This window comes from Okibacterium sp. AC114 (assembly GCF_979253355.1).
Genome location: NZ_CEEDBR010000001.1, coordinates 637,054 through 652,225, shown reverse-complemented (window position 1 = coordinate 652,225; position 15,172 = coordinate 637,054). Strand labels below are relative to the sequence as shown.

At 68.3% G+C, this 15,172-nt stretch carries 16 protein-coding genes; 10 read left to right on the top strand and 6 right to left on the bottom strand.

The features are described from left to right. The first annotated feature begins 2 nt into the window (after nucleotides 1–2). Entirely contained in the window at nucleotides 3–779 is a 777-nt protein-coding gene (locus ACZ6IE_RS03225; RefSeq protein WP_464606751.1) for a 3-oxoacyl-ACP reductase, read from the top strand. A gap of 88 nt (nucleotides 780–867) precedes the next feature. Here the strand turns inward: ACZ6IE_RS03225 and ACZ6IE_RS03220 are convergent, their stop codons facing one another. The 6 genes from ACZ6IE_RS03220 to ACZ6IE_RS03195 form a co-directional block, all read right to left on the bottom strand. Next, nucleotides 868–2,100 carry an MFS transporter gene (locus ACZ6IE_RS03220; protein ID WP_464606750.1) on the bottom strand — a complete coding sequence of 411 codons (1,233 nt, stop codon included), beginning with the start codon at nucleotides 2,098–2,100 and terminating at the stop codon, nucleotides 868–870. Then, nucleotides 2,100–2,588 (bottom strand): MarR family winged helix-turn-helix transcriptional regulator, encoded by a 489-nt coding sequence (locus ACZ6IE_RS03215; RefSeq protein WP_464606749.1) that lies wholly within the window; start codon nucleotides 2,586–2,588, stop codon nucleotides 2,100–2,102. The genes ACZ6IE_RS03220 and ACZ6IE_RS03215 overlap by 1 nt, the downstream gene beginning before the upstream one ends. A 185-nt stretch (nucleotides 2,589–2,773) precedes the next feature. Further along, complete coding sequence (gene rplL / locus ACZ6IE_RS03210) at nucleotides 2,774–3,157, bottom strand: 50S ribosomal protein L7/L12 (RefSeq protein ID WP_077053843.1); 384 nt, start codon at nucleotides 3,155–3,157, stop codon at nucleotides 2,774–2,776. Between the two features lie 51 nt (nucleotides 3,158–3,208). Further along, nucleotides 3,209–3,724, bottom strand: a complete 516-nt coding sequence (gene rplJ, locus ACZ6IE_RS03205; RefSeq protein WP_077053844.1) for a 50S ribosomal protein L10 — start codon at nucleotides 3,722–3,724, stop codon at nucleotides 3,209–3,211. Between the two features lie 375 nt (nucleotides 3,725–4,099). Further along, nucleotides 4,100–5,770 (bottom strand): sensor histidine kinase, encoded by a 1,671-nt coding sequence (locus ACZ6IE_RS03200; RefSeq protein WP_464606748.1) that lies wholly within the window; start codon nucleotides 5,768–5,770, stop codon nucleotides 4,100–4,102. Continuing rightward, nucleotides 5,767–6,540, bottom strand: coding sequence for a response regulator transcription factor (locus tag ACZ6IE_RS03195; protein WP_464606747.1), 774 nt, complete (start codon nucleotides 6,538–6,540; stop codon nucleotides 5,767–5,769). Before ACZ6IE_RS03195 ends, ACZ6IE_RS03200 begins: the two co-directional genes overlap by 4 nt. 140 nt (nucleotides 6,541–6,680) lie before the next feature. Here ACZ6IE_RS03195 and ACZ6IE_RS03190 point away from each other — a divergent pair, with 140 nt between their 5' ends. The 9 genes from ACZ6IE_RS03190 to ACZ6IE_RS03150 all read left to right on the top strand — a co-directional run bounded on the left by ACZ6IE_RS03190 (nucleotide 6,681) and on the right by ACZ6IE_RS03150 (nucleotide 15,105). After that, on the top strand, nucleotides 6,681–8,273 hold the full coding sequence (locus tag ACZ6IE_RS03190) for an FtsX-like permease family protein (RefSeq protein WP_464606746.1): 1,593 nt from the start codon (nucleotides 6,681–6,683) through the stop codon (nucleotides 8,271–8,273). Nucleotides 8,274–8,328: 55 nt separating this feature from the next. Further along, nucleotides 8,329–9,000, top strand: a complete 672-nt coding sequence (locus ACZ6IE_RS03185) for an ABC transporter ATP-binding protein (RefSeq protein WP_464606745.1) — start codon at nucleotides 8,329–8,331, stop codon at nucleotides 8,998–9,000. A 92-nt stretch (nucleotides 9,001–9,092) separates the two neighbouring features. Then, nucleotides 9,093–9,374, top strand: a complete 282-nt coding sequence (locus tag ACZ6IE_RS03180; protein WP_077053848.1) for a DUF4190 domain-containing protein — start codon at nucleotides 9,093–9,095, stop codon at nucleotides 9,372–9,374. A 195-nt stretch (nucleotides 9,375–9,569) separates the two neighbouring features. Continuing rightward, nucleotides 9,570–10,277: a hypothetical protein gene (locus ACZ6IE_RS03175; protein ID WP_464606744.1), complete on the top strand. Its 708-nt coding sequence runs from the start codon at nucleotides 9,570–9,572 to the stop codon at nucleotides 10,275–10,277. A gap of 130 nt (nucleotides 10,278–10,407) precedes the next feature. After that, nucleotides 10,408–11,274, top strand: a complete 867-nt coding sequence (locus ACZ6IE_RS03170) for a hypothetical protein (RefSeq protein WP_464606743.1) — start codon at nucleotides 10,408–10,410, stop codon at nucleotides 11,272–11,274. Nucleotides 11,275–11,357: 83 nt separating this feature from the next. Continuing rightward, nucleotides 11,358–12,422 (top strand): permease, encoded by a 1,065-nt coding sequence (locus tag ACZ6IE_RS03165; protein ID WP_464606742.1) that lies wholly within the window; start codon nucleotides 11,358–11,360, stop codon nucleotides 12,420–12,422. After that, a complete protein-coding gene (locus ACZ6IE_RS03160) occupies nucleotides 12,415–13,197 on the top strand; it encodes a TIGR03943 family putative permease subunit (protein WP_464606741.1) in 783 nt (260 codons plus the stop codon). Before ACZ6IE_RS03165 ends, ACZ6IE_RS03160 begins: the two co-directional genes overlap by 8 nt. Continuing rightward, entirely contained in the window at nucleotides 13,187–14,641 is a 1,455-nt protein-coding gene (locus ACZ6IE_RS03155) for a hypothetical protein (RefSeq protein ID WP_464606740.1), read from the top strand. Before ACZ6IE_RS03160 ends, ACZ6IE_RS03155 begins: the two co-directional genes overlap by 11 nt. A gap of 47 nt (nucleotides 14,642–14,688) precedes the next feature. Continuing rightward, on the top strand, nucleotides 14,689–15,105 hold the full coding sequence (locus tag ACZ6IE_RS03150; RefSeq protein ID WP_464606739.1) for a hypothetical protein: 417 nt from the start codon (nucleotides 14,689–14,691) through the stop codon (nucleotides 15,103–15,105). Nucleotides 15,106–15,172 lie beyond the last annotated feature (67 nt).

Below are 15,172 nucleotides of genomic sequence, written 5' to 3'. Positions count from 1 at the left end.
TCATGCTCCTCTCCGAACAGATCGTTCTCGTCACAGGCGCCGGTCGCGGCCTCGGCCACTCCATCGCCCGCGCGTTCGCCCGCGAAGGCGCCCGCGTCGTCGTCAACTACCGCTCCTCGCGTGCCAGCGCCGAAGCCCTCGCCGACACGCTCAACGCCGGCTCGAGCACCCCGCGCGCCGTCGCGCTACAAGCCGACGTCACCTCACCCGACGAGGTGGCAGCGCTCTTCTCGGCCGCCCACGCTCACTTCGGCCACCCCATCACGACCGTGGTCAACAACGCCCTCGCCGACTTCTCCTTCAACGGCGACGCCCGCGCATCCGCCGACACCATCGGCTGGGATGCCTTCGCCGCCCAGTTCGAGGGCACGGTCCGAGCCACCCTCAACACGACACAGGCCGCCCTGCCCGCAATGCGCGCCGCGGGCTTCGGCCGCATCATCACCATCGGCACGAACCTGTTCCAGAACCCGGTCGTGCCCTACCACGACTACACGGCCGCGAAGGCGGCGGTCCTCTCCCTCACGCGCACGCTCGCGGCCGACCTCGGCCCACACGGCATCACCGTCAACATGGCGTCGGGCGGTCTCCTCCGCACCACCGACGCGAGCGCCGCCACCCCCGAGGCCGTCTTCGACGCCATCGCCGCGGCCACCCCGCTCGGCCGCGTCGTCACCCCCGACGAGTTCGCCGACGCCGTCCTCTTTTTCGCGAGCCCGCTCTCCCGCTCGGTCACGGGCCAAAACCTCGTCGTCGACGGAGGCCTCGTCAAAAATTGATGGCGCATGGGCCCCGAGGAGAGCCCATAGAGGACAAATGCGGTGCCATCCACGCAGGGATGGCACCGCATTCACGTCTCGTCGAGGATCAGCTCTCGCCGATGGCGATCGCCTCAGCCTCTTCGAGTTCAGACTTGATGGGCGCGTTCACGCGGGCGAGCGCCTTGCGGCCGAGCAGCACGATGAGCATGGCCACGAGGGCCGAACCGGCGGCGGCGTAGTACGGCACCGACGGCGTGAAGATCTTGGCCAGCTCGGACGCGACGGGCGGGGCAACGGCTCCGCCGAGGAACCGCACGGCCGAGTAGGACGACGACGCCACCGAACGGGGCAGGTCGGTCGCCTCCATGACGCATTCGGTCAGCACCGTGTTCATGATGCCGAGGATGAGCCCACCGACGATGACGCAGACGATCAGTCCCGCCTTGACGTCGATGAGCAGCCCCGCGGCGATGAGGTCGAGCGAGAGCAGGATGAGCGTCATCCAGAGCACGCGGGTGCGCGGCATCCGGGCGGTGAGAACGGGGGCGACGAGCACGCTCGTGACGGCCAGGCCGATGCCCCAGCCGAAGAAGACGAAGCCCAGTTGCAGGGCGGGCAGCTCGAGCGGGAACGGCGTGTAGGCCAGCAGCACGAAGAACGCGATGTTGTAGAACAGCGCGGTCGCGGCGAGCACGGCCAAAGCCGGGCGGCCGAGCGCCTTGAACGGAGCCGACAGCTTGATGGGCGTGGGCTTCGTCTCCTCCTTGCCCAGCAACACGACGATGGCGATAAATCCGACCGCCATGAGCACGGCGGTGCCGAAGAACGGTCCGCGCCAGCTCCACGAGCCGAGCAGTCCGCCGAGCAAAGGCCCGATGGCGATACCCAGGCCGAGCGCCGCCTCATAGAGGATGATGGCGGTCGACGTTCCCCCGGATGCCGCCCCCACGATCGTGGCCAACGCGGTCGAGATGAACAGCGCGTTGCCGAGACCCCAGCCGGCGCGGAAGCCGATGACGGATTCGACGTTGCCCGACAGCCCGGCCGCCAGCGCGAACGCGACGATGAGCGCGAGGCCGATGAGCAGCGTGCGCTTGGCGCCGATGCGGCTCGACAACCAACTGGTGAAGAACATGGCCACACCGGTGACGACGAGGTAGCTGGTGAACAGCATCTCGGCTTCGGTGGGCGTGGCTTGCAGGTCGGCCGCGATGGCCGGCAGGATGGGGTCGACGAGACCGATTCCCATGAAGGCGATGACGCTCGCGAAGGCGACGGCCCACACCGAGCGGGGTTGCTTGAGAACGGCGCCGAGGCCGGCGCTCTGGTGGCCCGCCATCAGGCGTCGTCCCGTTTGGAGAGGAGCGTGCCCACGGCGACGCGCTGCTGCAGAATGCGCGTGGCTTCGGTCAGGTGCTCGAGTTCTTCGGGCGCCAGGTCGGAGAAGTGCGGCACGAGGGCCTCGGCGAGGGTGTCGCGCCATTCATGCAGCGCCTTCTCCCCCTTGGGCGTGATGGCGATCTGCCAGGCGCGCCCATCATCGACGTCGACGATGCGCTTGACCCAGTCGACCTGGTCGAGGTTGCGGATGATCTTCGTCATCGTGGGCTGCGACACCCGGCTCTGGCGGGCCAATTCTCCGAGGCGCACGGGGCCCAGCGAGACGAGCGTCGAGAGCGTGCGCCACACGGCGGGCGATTCTGCGCTCTCGGTGGACTGCGCGGCGAGGCGCGTGAGGCGGTTGGCGACGGTCACGAGATCGCCGAGGAGGAGGGGTAGCTGGTCGGCAGAGACTCCCGGCTCTGCCTTCTGATCTACGGTAAGCATTACTCAATTATATACATAGCTTGGCTATGCATTCTCCCGCTTCTCTGTCGGCGAACCGTCGGGCTCCGGCATCCGGAAACGCCGAAAGGCGCCACCCCGTGCGGGATGACGCCTTTCGAACTGAGACGAGCGGATGACCGGAGCCACCCGACCGAACCCGAGTAAGAGGCCCTCTCGGGCCCTGATTACTTGAGGGTAACGGTTGCGCCGGCCTCTTCGAGCGAAGCCTTTGCCTTCTCGGCAGCTTCCTTGGTCGCGCCTTCGAGGACAGCCTTGGGGGCTCCGTCGACGACGGCCTTGGCCTCGCCGAGGCCGAGGCTGGTGAGCTCGCGCACAACCTTGATGACCTGGATCTTCTTGTCGCCGACCGACTCGAGAACGACGTCGAAGGAGTCCTTCTCTTCGACCTCTTCAGCAGCGGCGCCGGCAGCAGCCGGACCAGCAACGGCGACGGGGGCGGCCGCGGTGACCTCGAAGGTCTCCTCGAATGCCTTGACGAACTCGGAGAGCTCGATGAGGGTCAGGCCCTTGAACTGCTCGAGCAGCTCTTCAGTTGACAGCTTTGCCATGATATTTCTCCCTTTGTCTTTTATGTACTCAACCGCGTGTCTAGGCGAAACCTAGGACGCGGACTCCTGCTTCTCACGCAGCGCGTCGACCGTGCGAACGGCCTTCGACAGCGGTGCGTTGAACAGATATGCGGCTCCGAACAGCGAGGCCTTGAAGGCGCCGGCAAGCTTGCCGAGCAGAACTTCGCGGGACTCGAGGTCGGCGAGCTTGCCTACCTCTGCGGCGGACAGCGGGTTACCGTCGAAGTAACCGCCCTTGACCACCAGGAGAGGGTTTGCCTTGGCAAAGTCGCGCAGACCCTTCGCAACGGCGACCGGGTCACCGTGAACGAATGCGATGGCGGACGGACCGGCGAGCTCGTCGTCGAACGACGAGATGCCGGCGTTGTTCGCCGCAATCTTGGTCAGCGTGTTCTTCACCACGGCAAAGGTTGCGTCCTCACTGATGGACTTGCGCAGCGTCTTGAGCTGAGCAACAGTGAGACCGCGGTACTCGGTCAGCAGAACGGCAGTCGAGCTCTGGAATTTCTCCGTGAGTTCGGCAACCGAGGCTTCCTTGTTCGCCATGGCCACTCCTTATGTATTAGTTCCGTAACGCGGTGAGCGTTACGTGACCAGGCCACCGGCAACTCTGTTGGAGTCACACCCGCACATGAAAAAAGCTCCGGCGCAAGCGCTCGGAGCAGAATGACGATCTCGGGAAAAACCCGAACCATCGAAAACTTCGAATCACCTGCGCGGGCGTTCTCGTGAGAGAGCCTTAGTTCGTCGTGCATTGCTGCACTCGGATAACCAGCGGTCTTTGGTCCTGGATCAGAGTACGCGAGGGGATGCCGCGGCGCAAGTTCGGCCGCGACATCCGTTCTGCGTGCCGGCGTTGGGCACGGGATGCCCGGAGCGACACGCTCTGACGCCCGCCCCGCGCCGTCGCGCACGAGGTCGTCAGGCGAGGGGTAGCGTGACGCGGAACACCGTGCGACCCGGGCGGCTCTCGGCCGTCACCGTTCCGCCGTGCGCCTGCACGACGCCGTGCACGATGGCGAGGCCGAGGCCCGTCGAACCCGTGGCCCGCGACCGGGAGTCGTCGCCGCGCGTGAAGCGCTCGAACAGGCGCGGCGTGAGCTCCGGGTCGATGCCGGGGCCGTCATCCGAGATCTCGATCACGGCCGTCGATGCCTCTCCGAGGGCGAGCGACGCGGTGACCGTGGTGCCGGCGGGTGTGTGCACGCGCGCGTTGCCGAGCAGATTGGCCACGACCTGGTGCAGGCGCGGCGCATCCCCCACCACACTGATGGGCTCGTCGGGGATGTCGAGCTCGAACACGTGATCGGGCGCGGCGGCATGCGCGTCGTTGACGGTGTGGATGAGAAGATCCGTGAGGTCGACGGGCGCGCGGTCGAGCTCGCGCCCCTCGTCGAGACGGGCGAGCAGCAGCAGGTCCTCGACGATGGTGGTCATGCGGCCGGACTCGGACTGGATGCGGCCGAGCGAGTAGTTGACGTCGTCGGGCAGGTCGTCGCTGTGCCGGGTGGCGAGCTCGGAGTATCCGCGGATGGAGGCGAGCGGCGTGCGCAGTTCGTGCGAGGCATCCGAGACGAATTGCCGCACCTTGCTCTCGGAGGCCTGACGGGCCGTGAGCGCCGAACCGACGTGCCCGAGCATCCGGTTGATGGAGGAACCGACGCGGCCGACCTCGGTGCGGGGGTCGGCATCGGCGTCGGCCACGCGAACACCCAGCGCGACCTCGCCGCGGTCGAGCGGCATCTGTGACACGGCAGCGGCGGTGGCGGCGACACGGTCGAGCGGGCGCAGCGACAGGCGCACGATGAGCCAGGCCACGAGACCCGCGAGCACGGCGCCGAAGAGGGAGATGAGCAGCACGATGAGCACCTGCTGCGAGACCGTCGCGTCGACCTCGTCGAGTGGCAGGCCGAAGATGTAGTCGCCGTAGGGCGTTGGCACCACGACCATGCGATAGTCGCCGAACTGGCCGCCGAGGCTGACCGTGCGGGGGCGCTCGATCTGGATGACGCCGTCCCACCCGGGCGTGCCGGACGAGGCTGCATCGACCTGTGCCGCATAGGCCACGAGCGCCCGGCCCTGGGCGGCGGGCAGTGTGTAAGCCGCACCGTGGGCCACATAGCCGGCGTCGATGAGCGAGCCGTTGCGGTAGATGGCGCCGATGAAACCCTGCGAATAGCCGGGGCGCTGGATGAAACCGGGGGGCGTCGTGTAGGTATCGGAATTCGTCGAACCCGTGCCGGGCTCCGAGCCCGACGATGTCGCACCGCCGCGGCTCACGACCTCGCGCAGCTGGTTGTCGACACCCGCGATGAGGAGGGACTGCGTCGAGAGCACGGTCGCGAAGCCCACGATCAGGCTCGCGATGGCGAGCAGCGCGATGACCGCGACCGTGAGCTGGCGGCGCAACGTCCAGGGCAGCCCGAGAGCGCGGCGCCAGAACGCGGGGCGCGCTGCCCGAGCCTCGCCGGGTTCGCCTGACGGCGCCTGTCGCGCAGACGCATCGGCCGCCGATGGCGCGCCAGGGCGAGGAGGGGGCGCGTCAGGGCGAGGCGGGTGCGGCGACGCGGGCGTCGCGGGGGGCGTGGTCACGCGCCATCCGCCGGTTTGATCATGTAGCCGACGCCGCGGATCGTGTGGATCATGGCGGGGCGCCCGGCGTCGATCTTCTTGCGTAGATAGGAGATGTAGATCTCGACGACGCTGGCCTTGCCGCCGAAGTCGTAGCTCCAGACGCGGTCGAGGATCTGGCTCTTCGAGAGCACGCGACGCGGGTTGCGCATGAGGTAACGCAGCAACTCGAACTCCGTGGCGGTCAGCTCGATGGGGGTGCCGTCGCGGTAGACCTCGTGGCTGTCCTCGTTGAGCGTCAGGTCGCCGACCTGCACGGTGGGTCCGTCGTTGTCCACAGCGAGAAGGGTCGACCGGCGGATGAGGCCGCGCAGGCGCGCCACGAGCTCTTCGAGGCTGAACGGCTTGGTGACATAGTCGTCGCCGCCCGCCGTGAGTCCGTTGATGCGGTCGTCGAGGGAGTCCTTGGCGGTGAGGAACAGCACGGGCATGTCGTCGCCGTTGGCACGCAGGCGGCTGAGGATCTGCAGGCCGTCGAGATCGGGCAGCATGATGTCGAGCACCACGGCGTCGGGGCGGAAATCGCGTGCGGCGGCGAGCGCGGCCTGCCCGGTGGCGGCGGTGCGCACCTCCCAGCCCTCGTAGCGCAGTGCCATCTTGAGCAGATCGGTGAGGGTGGCCTCGTCGTCGACGACGAGCACGCGCACGGGCGAACCGTCGGCGCGGGTGAGGGCGGTGCGGTGGGCGCTCGAAGCGAAGGGTGTGTTACTCACAATCCTCAGTATGGGCATCTTCCTATGAGCGGTCTATGAGCCAGCCAGATGCACGCCGACATAGAGAACGCAAAGGAATCGTCGTGGCCGGGCATAGGCGGCGTCCCTACCTTCTGGACTGCGGCACCCCGGCCGCCCTAACGTCAGAAGGAATCCTCATGTTTGGCACCTATCTTCGGCGCGAGCTGATCGGCAGAAGAAAACAGACCATCATCATCGCCATCGGCATGGCCCTCGCGATCGCGCTCGTCATCATCGTCAACTCGGTCTCGGCCGGGGTGAGGAATGCTCAGACGACGGTGCTGCAATCCGTCTATGGTGTCGGCACCGACATCACCGTGAGCCAGGCCGCGACTCCCCCGGCGGAAGGCGGCACCGATGGGCCCGGCCAGCGCTTCGACTTCGGGGCGGATGCGGGGGCCACCACCGACGGATCGACGACGGTCGCGACATCCCGCCTCGAGGCCGCTCGCGGGACCACCACCTTCGCCGCCTCGGACCTCGACACGGTCACGGCGTTGCAGGGCGTCTCCGGTGCCGCCGGAACCCTCGCGCTGACGAACACGACGTTCGACGGCGAGCTGCCCGACTTCTCGCAGATGCAGGCGCCCGGCGCGACCGGCTCCGACGCGGGCACGGACGCCGACTCGGGGACGGGCACTGACTCGGGCACCGACTCAGGCACGGGCTCCGACGCGGGCACGGCCCCTCAGGGCGGCGCGGATGGCGCGGGCGGCAGCTCCTTCAACGTGGACTCCTTCACGGTGCTCGGCCTCGATCCCGCCGCCGACGCCGTCGGCCCCCTCTCGGCCGTGACCCTGACGGACGGACGCGGGCTCGAAGCATCCGACACGGGCACCGACAACGCCGTGCTCGATGCCACCTACGCCACGGCCAACGACCTCGCCACGGGTGACACGCTCGACATCGGCGGAACCACGTTCACGGTCGTGGGCATCGTCGGGGCCACGGGGTCGGACGCCGAGACCGCCTCGAACGTCTACATCCCGCTCGACCGCGCGCAGACCATCTCGGGTCTGACCGACCAGATCTCGACCATCTCGGTGCAGGCGTCGTCGTCGACCGAGATCGCCGCGGTGAAGGCCGCGATCGAAAAGGACCTGCCCGACGCGACGGTCTCAACGCAGGAAGACCTCGCCTCGAGCGTGTCGGGCTCCCTATCGTCGGCCTCGGGCCTCGTCTCGAGCCTCGGCACCTGGCTGTCGATCATCGTGTTGGCCGCGGCGTTCCTCATCGCCATCCTCTTCACCATCTCAGGGGTCTCTCGCCGCACGCGCGAATTCGGCACGCTCAAGGCCATCGGATGGTCCAACCGCCGCATCGTGGGCCAGGTCGCGGGTGAATCGGTCGTGCAGTCGCTCATCGGCGGAGCCGTCGGTGTGGCCGTCGGACTCCTCGGCGTGGTCGTCGTGAACCTCTTCGCCCCCACCCTTACGGCATCGGCCAGCTCGTCGGCCGGCGGCGGCATGCCCGGTGGCGCACCCGCTGCGGCGGGTTCGGGCGGCGGTTCGGGCGCGGGCGACGCGGCCGCGAACCTGCCCGGTGGCGGTTTCGGCGGCGGCCAGGCGGCGGCATCCACCACCGATGTCGTGTTGAACGCCCCCGTCACGCCGCTCATCATCGTGATCGCCGTGGCCCTGGCGGTGGCCGGCGGCCTGCTCGCCGGCGCGATCGGTGGATGGCGCGCCTCACGCCTGCGCCCCGCCGAGGCCCTGCGCTCGGTCGGTTAGGCCGCACTCCCCTTCCCCTTATTACTTCTCTCAACGAACCCCGACGGAGCATCCGATGTACACCCTCACCGACCTCACCAAGACCTATTCACAACCCAAACGCACCGTCACGGCGCTGAACGGCGTCGACCTCACGATCCCCGACGGCCAGCTCGTCGCCATCCAAGGCCCGACGGGCGGCGGCAAGTCGACGCTGCTTCAAATGCTCGGCGCCCTCGACCGGCCCACCTCCGGGTCGATCGCGCTGCGCGGCGACGACCTGTCGACCCTCAGCGAGGCGAAGCTCGCCACCATCCGGGCGTCGGAGATCGGTTTCGTCTTCCAGGGGTTCAACCTGATCCCCACCCTGACGGCACTCGAGAACGTCGAGATGGCGCTGATTCCCGCGAAAGTGCCGGCCCAGGAGCGCGTGCATCGGGCCACCCAGGCGCTCGAATCGGTGGGCCTCGGCGAGCGCGCCACACACCTGCCCAACGAGCTCTCGGGCGGCCAGCAGCAGCGCGTCGCGATCGCCCGCGCGCTGGTCAAGAACCCGAAGGTGCTTCTCGCCGACGAGCCGACGGGCAACCTCGACGAGCAGACGCGCGACGAGATCATGCAGCTGCTGGAAGGCCTCTGGCGCGAGCAGAACCTCACGGTCATCATCGTCACGCACGATTCGGCGGTGGCCAAACGCGCCGAGCGGCGACTGCGCATCGCGAACGGCACGATCAGCGAAGTGGCCTGAAAAAGCGAAAAAACCCCGATCGGATGCTGAGAACCCCTACGATATTGGATGCCCACCGTGGGCGCTCTGCCACCTCCCCTGAAAGGGACACAATGACAAACGCTCCCCAGTACCAGTCCGCCCCCGGCCAGCAGGCCACGCCCGCCGACTACCCCGGCAAGACCCTGGGCCTCGTCGGTTTCATCCTCAGCATCGTCGTGCCGGTCGTCGGCCTCATCCTGAGCCTCGTCGCCCGTTCGCAGTCGAAGAACGCCGGCTTCGAGAACAAGTGGGCCAAGATCGGCATCATCGTCGGCATCATCCTGACGATCCTCGGCATCATCGGCTTCATCATCAACATGGCGGTCCTGCTGCCGATGCTGCAGCAGTACTAGATCGCGACAGCACCACCAGCGCGCTCCACGAACAGGGCGGTACTCCGGAGACGGGGTGCCGCCCTTCGTCGTGTGGCCGGGCGGGCGGCCCCGCGAGCGGTGGGTAGTCCTGCCCCTGGCGGCCCGGTAGCCATCCGTGTTTAGAGTGGGGTGGACGAGCCGATCCCGGCCCCCTTCACCGCCCCAGGAGGCGCCGTGCATTCTCTGCTTCCCGCGCCGCAAACGCCGCCGGCGCCCGAGCGCCCATCCGCGGTTAGCGCCACTCCGGCACAGTCCATACCCGCCGCGCCCGCCGCATCCCGCCGCCTCCCGTTTCCCGGCTGGCCGCTGTGGCTCATCTTCGGGCTCGGCATCATCCCGAGCCTCCTCGCCCTGCTCGTGCTCGGCCTCGCCAAGGACGCATCCATCGACACCGCCGCCCGGCAAGCACCGCTCGTCGACCGCACCGTCGTCGTCACCGGCACGCTCGACTCGATCGACACGACTTCGGGCATGCCGAACGTGACGGGCTACTACACGCTCGAGGTGCCGGCGGAGGCTGAGGGCGGAACGCCCATCGAGCTCACGGCGCGCGGCGGCACGAACTGGGGTTTCCCGCCCTCGAAAGACTTTCCCGAGCAGATGTCGTTCCTGGTCGAGCGGGGCGCCGACCCGAGGGTCGTGGATAGCGGCCGCCTCGGCAGCCTCGAGCCAGTCACCGCGGCTAGCGAGCGCGGAGACCGAATGGATGTCGTCATAGCCGTCGCCGCGTGGGTGATCTCGATCATCCTCTTCTGGGTGTGCGCCCTCGGCCTGCCCATCCTCGCGGTCGTGCAAACGGTGCGCCGCCGTCGCGCCCGCGTCGAACAGGCCGTCGCCGCGGGCGGCCACCGCTGGACGCACCCCTACCCCAAACGCGGCTGACGCCGGCATCCGGGCCCGTTCGGCGGCCGCGCGTACGAGGTTGCCCGCGACCGGCGACCCCGTGGCACCGTCCTCCGCATGGGTACTCCTCCCCGTGGCCCGCCCCATGCCCCTCCGCTAGGTTCGACACATGACGACCAGCACCACGCCCGCCGCCGACGCCCCCGCCTCCCCCTCGGCCGCCCGCCGACCGCGTCGCCGCCTGCGCATCGAGCTGTCGCCCCTGCGCTGGACCCAGGCCGCCTTGGCGGCCTTCGCGGTGTTGTCGGTGCTCGTCGGCGTGGGTTACATCCTGCCGGCCGTGCCAAACGACGGCCCCACCTACGAGCTGCCTGAGTCGTTCACGGCGAAGACCGACGACGGCCGAACCATCACGTTCACGGCCGAGCGCGGCATGCGCTTCGGGCTCCTGCGCCAGGACACCTCCAAGGGCTACCGCGCCGACATCCTCGACGTGAAGACGCCGCAACCGTCCTCGACCGAGTTCCCGTTCTCGGACGACTTCTTCGGCCGGAATGAGCGCAACGCGATCACGCTCTCGTTCACGCGCATCGCCCAACCCAACAGCCAGAAGGGGCCGAACCAGACCCTCACGGAGACCTTCGGCGACGTCGACACGATCTATGTCGCCTCCGAGAGCCTCTTCCCCGGCCGCACCGAGCGTGAGATCAGCGAGCTGCCCACTGCCGCGATGACGCTGACGAGCGACCTCGACACGATTCAGAACATCCGATATGCCTACGGCCCCGACGGGAACTCCGACGACGCCAGCGAGTGGTGGGTCACGTTCAACTTCGACGCCCTGCAGAAGGCGGGCAAGACTAACCTGCTCTACCCGCTCGAGTGGTACACCAACCCGCTCTTCCCCGAGCTGCGCCGCATCGCGCCCTGGGTGGCCGGTTACGCGGTCCTCGCCGCGCTGCTCGCGCCGATCCCCTTCGGCATCGCCCGCCGCCTGCGCGAGCGCCGCGACGACAAGGATGCGCCCGCGCGTTAACAATCGGTGACTCCCGGCCCGCCTCGCGCGAGACGGCCGCGCTTCTGCCTAAGATCGCCGAGGGCAGATCACCGGAGGTACGCGTGTCGGCATACGACATCGACGAATACGACGACGTGCGACACGAGCACATCGACGCCGATGCGATCCGGCGACGGCGAGAACCCGACGGCCGCGGCGGATGGATCACGCTCGGCATCGTGCTCATCGCCCTGTTCGTCACCATCCGCGTGGTCGCGCAGGCCGCGAATTTCGAAATCGGCGAGCCGCTGCGCGACTTCTTCACGCTGTCGATCAGCGTGGTCGTCGAGTCGCTGCCGTTCGTCTTCCTCGGCATCCTGCTGTCGATCTTCGTGCAGATCTGGTTGCCCGAGAACTTCCTGCTGAAGCGGCTGCCGCGCAACCCGTTCTTCCGGCGCATGGTGCTGTCGCTGCTCGGCGTGCTCTTTCCCGTCTGCGAATGCGGCAACATGCCGCTCGCGCGCGGCCTCATGATGAAGGGCCTGTCGACGGCCGACGCCATCACGTTCCTGCTCGCGGCGCCGATCCTCAACCCGATCACGATCATCACGACCTACCAGGCGTTCGGGTGGAACGACGGCATCCTCATCTCGCGCATCATCGGCGGCTTCGTGATCGCCAACCTGGTGGGCATGCTCATCAGCCGGCACCCGAAGCCCGATTCCCTCATCACGCCGGGGTTCCAGGCCGCGTGCGCCAACCAGGGTCACGGGCACGATCAGGGCCGCCGCACCACCCGCAGTGTGCGCGCCTTCGCCGAAGAAAGCTCGGCCATGCTGCCGGCGCTGTTCATCGGTTCGGCCATCGCGGGCGCCATCCAGGTGGGCATCCCCCGCGACTTCCTCGTCGCGCTCGGCTCCAACCCCATGCTCTCGGTCATCGCCCTCGTGCTGCTGGCCTTCGTGATCTCCATCTGCGCCAACGTCGACGCTTTCTTCATCCTGTCGTTCGGGGCATCCTTCATGCCCGGCGGAATCGTCGCGTTCCTCGTGTTCGGGCCCATGATCGACATCAAGATGCTCACCCTGATGCGCACGACCTATACGACGCGCGCGCTCGTCCTCATCACGGCCCTCGTCGCGGCGGGCGCCATCATCCTCGGCCTGGCGGTGAACCTCCTTGCATAACAACTTCCTCCGACGCTGGGTCGGACCGGTGCTCGCCCTCATCGGAATCGTCGCCATGCTCTGGCTCGGGCTGACGGGCAAACTCGAGCTCTACATCCATCCGCGCTATGTCGTTTTCACCGTGGTGATGGCGGTCATCGGCTTGGTGTTCACGCTCGCCTCGTTCTTCATGGCGCCACAGTGGCGCGACAAGCACACCCACGATGAGGATGCTGCACCCACCGGGCGCGCCCGCCGCCTCGCCAAGGCCACCGGCCTCCAGCTGAGCGCCGCCGCCATCATCGTGGCCGCCATCTTCGCCATGCTCGTGCTGCCCCCTGCCCCACTCTCCCTGTCGGCGGCCGAGCAGCGCAGCGTGAACAGCTCGGTCGGCAGCGCGCCCGTCGCTCCCATCAGCGACGAACAGCTGGCATCCATCGACACCTCCACCTTCACGGTCAAGGAGTGGACGACCTATCTGAACATGGGCGTCAGCGCCGAATTCTTGGCCGAGAACCCCGTCGACGTGACGGGTTTCGTGAGCGCCGACACCAACGACCCCGACAACGTGTTCTTCGTCACGCGGTTCTCGATCACGTGCTGCGCCGTCGACGCCAGTCCCCTCGGCCTCGCGGTCTATCACCCGAACTGGCAGAACGAACTCACCGAGGGCAAGTGGGTGCGCGTGCGCGGCGGCATCGTGCCCAACCCGAGCGCTTTCAGCACCGAGACCTATGCGGTCGTGCCGACCGACGTCGAGCCCGCCGACGATGCGACGGAACCGTATGTCTTCTAGTGCCCCGGCGTCTCCGGCGTCGCAACGCACGCGGCGCTCGCAGCGCACCCCTGCGCAGCGCTACCGGCGCCTCGTCATCGCGACCTTCAGCGTGCTCGTGCTGCTGCTCGGCGGCCTCACACTCGCCAACTTCGGCCTCGCGCCCGCTCTTGAACAGGCGCGCTTCGACGCCACGACCCTCACGCAATCACGCGGCCAGACGGTCGAGTTCCAAGCCAACCAACCGCTCGCCGAGGCCGGCACCATCACGGTGAAACCCGAGACCGCCTTCACCACCTCGCTCGACGATCGCACCCTCGTCGTCACCTTCCCCGAGCCGCTGCTCTCCGACACCGACTACACGATCAGTGCCACGGATGTCGGGGGCTCCCAGACATTCGGTCGGGCGACGTTCACGACCTCCTTCAGCACGCCGGGCTCCGAGATCCTCACGCTGATCGACGGCGCGAGCGCCCCAGGAACCGGCGCTGAGGGCGGCACGGGCCGCGACACCATCCGGCGCACGCTTCTGACCGACGCGTCGCACGAGGACATCCTCGAGGCCGACAGCATCGACGAGTTCGTCAGCACGGGGCAACTCGTCATCGCCGCCGTCACGAGCGACTCCGGCATCCGCTCGCTCATCGTGCACCGTTTGCGCGACGGCTACGAGGAGCGCGTGCGCCTGCCGGCCGGGTCGAGCGCCGTGCAGCTGCGGTCGTCGCCGACCACGAACCTGTTCGGATTCGTGCAGCGCACGCCGGGTGCGAGCGACACCCTCACGCTGTACGACACCACCGACCTGACGCAGCCTCAGTATGTCTTGGGCGCGACCGAGGGCATCCCCGAGAGCATGCTCGAGTGGCGTTTCGTGCCGAACACCTCGCAGCTCATCGTGCAATCGGACAAGCAGGCGCTCAGCCTGATCGACCCGGCCGGCGCCCAGCCGCCCCTGCCGCTCGGGTTGCATGCCGACATCCGCGCGTTCATCCCCGGCACGCTGTCGTTCGCGGTCTCCGACCCGACGGGCGGCTCGATCGTCAACCTGCAGACGGGCGAGACCACGCCCCTCGAGGCCATCGCCAATCCCGATGCCGCCGGCGAACCCGACCGTCTCGCCGTCGTCTCGGTGCCCGAGGGCGGCGGCCCGGCCAGCCTCGTCGAATCGCGCGTCGTGCGCGACCCCGCCACCTTCGCCGACCTGCGCTACGCCGTCTACAGCCTCACACCCGACGGCGCGCGCATGCTCTACGACCGCCCCGCGTCCAGCGGCGAGGTGCGCTCCCTCTGCCTCTCCGACAACGGGCAGTACCTGGCCATCGACGTGCGCCCGAACATCGGGGATGCCGACGCCGCCGCCTCCGAGGCCGCCACCGCCCCCGGCGCCCAGACCCTCATCACCGACCTCCGCACGCAGAAGGACGTCGGCGTCGTCGAGGGCGCCTCGGCCGACTGGTGCCTCTGACGTTCGTCGCCCAGTTCGAGCCGATCCGGCTGTATTACGGTGGCAGGGTGGATGCCGCAGCCAGACTCGTCGACCTCGCCAGAACCCTCGGCGCCGCCGAGCCCGATGCACGACGTTTCCTCGCCGAACTCGGCCGCCGCGGAGCGGGCGTGCGGCGCGGTCCGCTCTGGTTCCTCGACGCGGGCCGCGGCGGTCGCAACACCATCTCGGGCACGGGTGTGAAGCCCGAGTTCGACGACGGCACGCGCGGCCAGATCCGTCACTTCACGGGCACCGCTGCGACCGTCGCCCGCATCGGTTCGCGCGCCACCCGCTGGGCCACGCTGCACATTCTGCGCGACGGCCCCGACACGGCCGACGGTCGGCTGAGTGAGGCGGCCATCACGTTCGCCGAGGCACTCCTCTCGGGCGAGCTCGCAACGCGCGATGCGGCCGACTGGATCGCGCGCAACATCCTCGCCTGATCGGCTTTTCGCGGGCGGGAATACCTCAGGTGCCCCTCCGCTTATAGATAGTTGACCAAAGTCCACT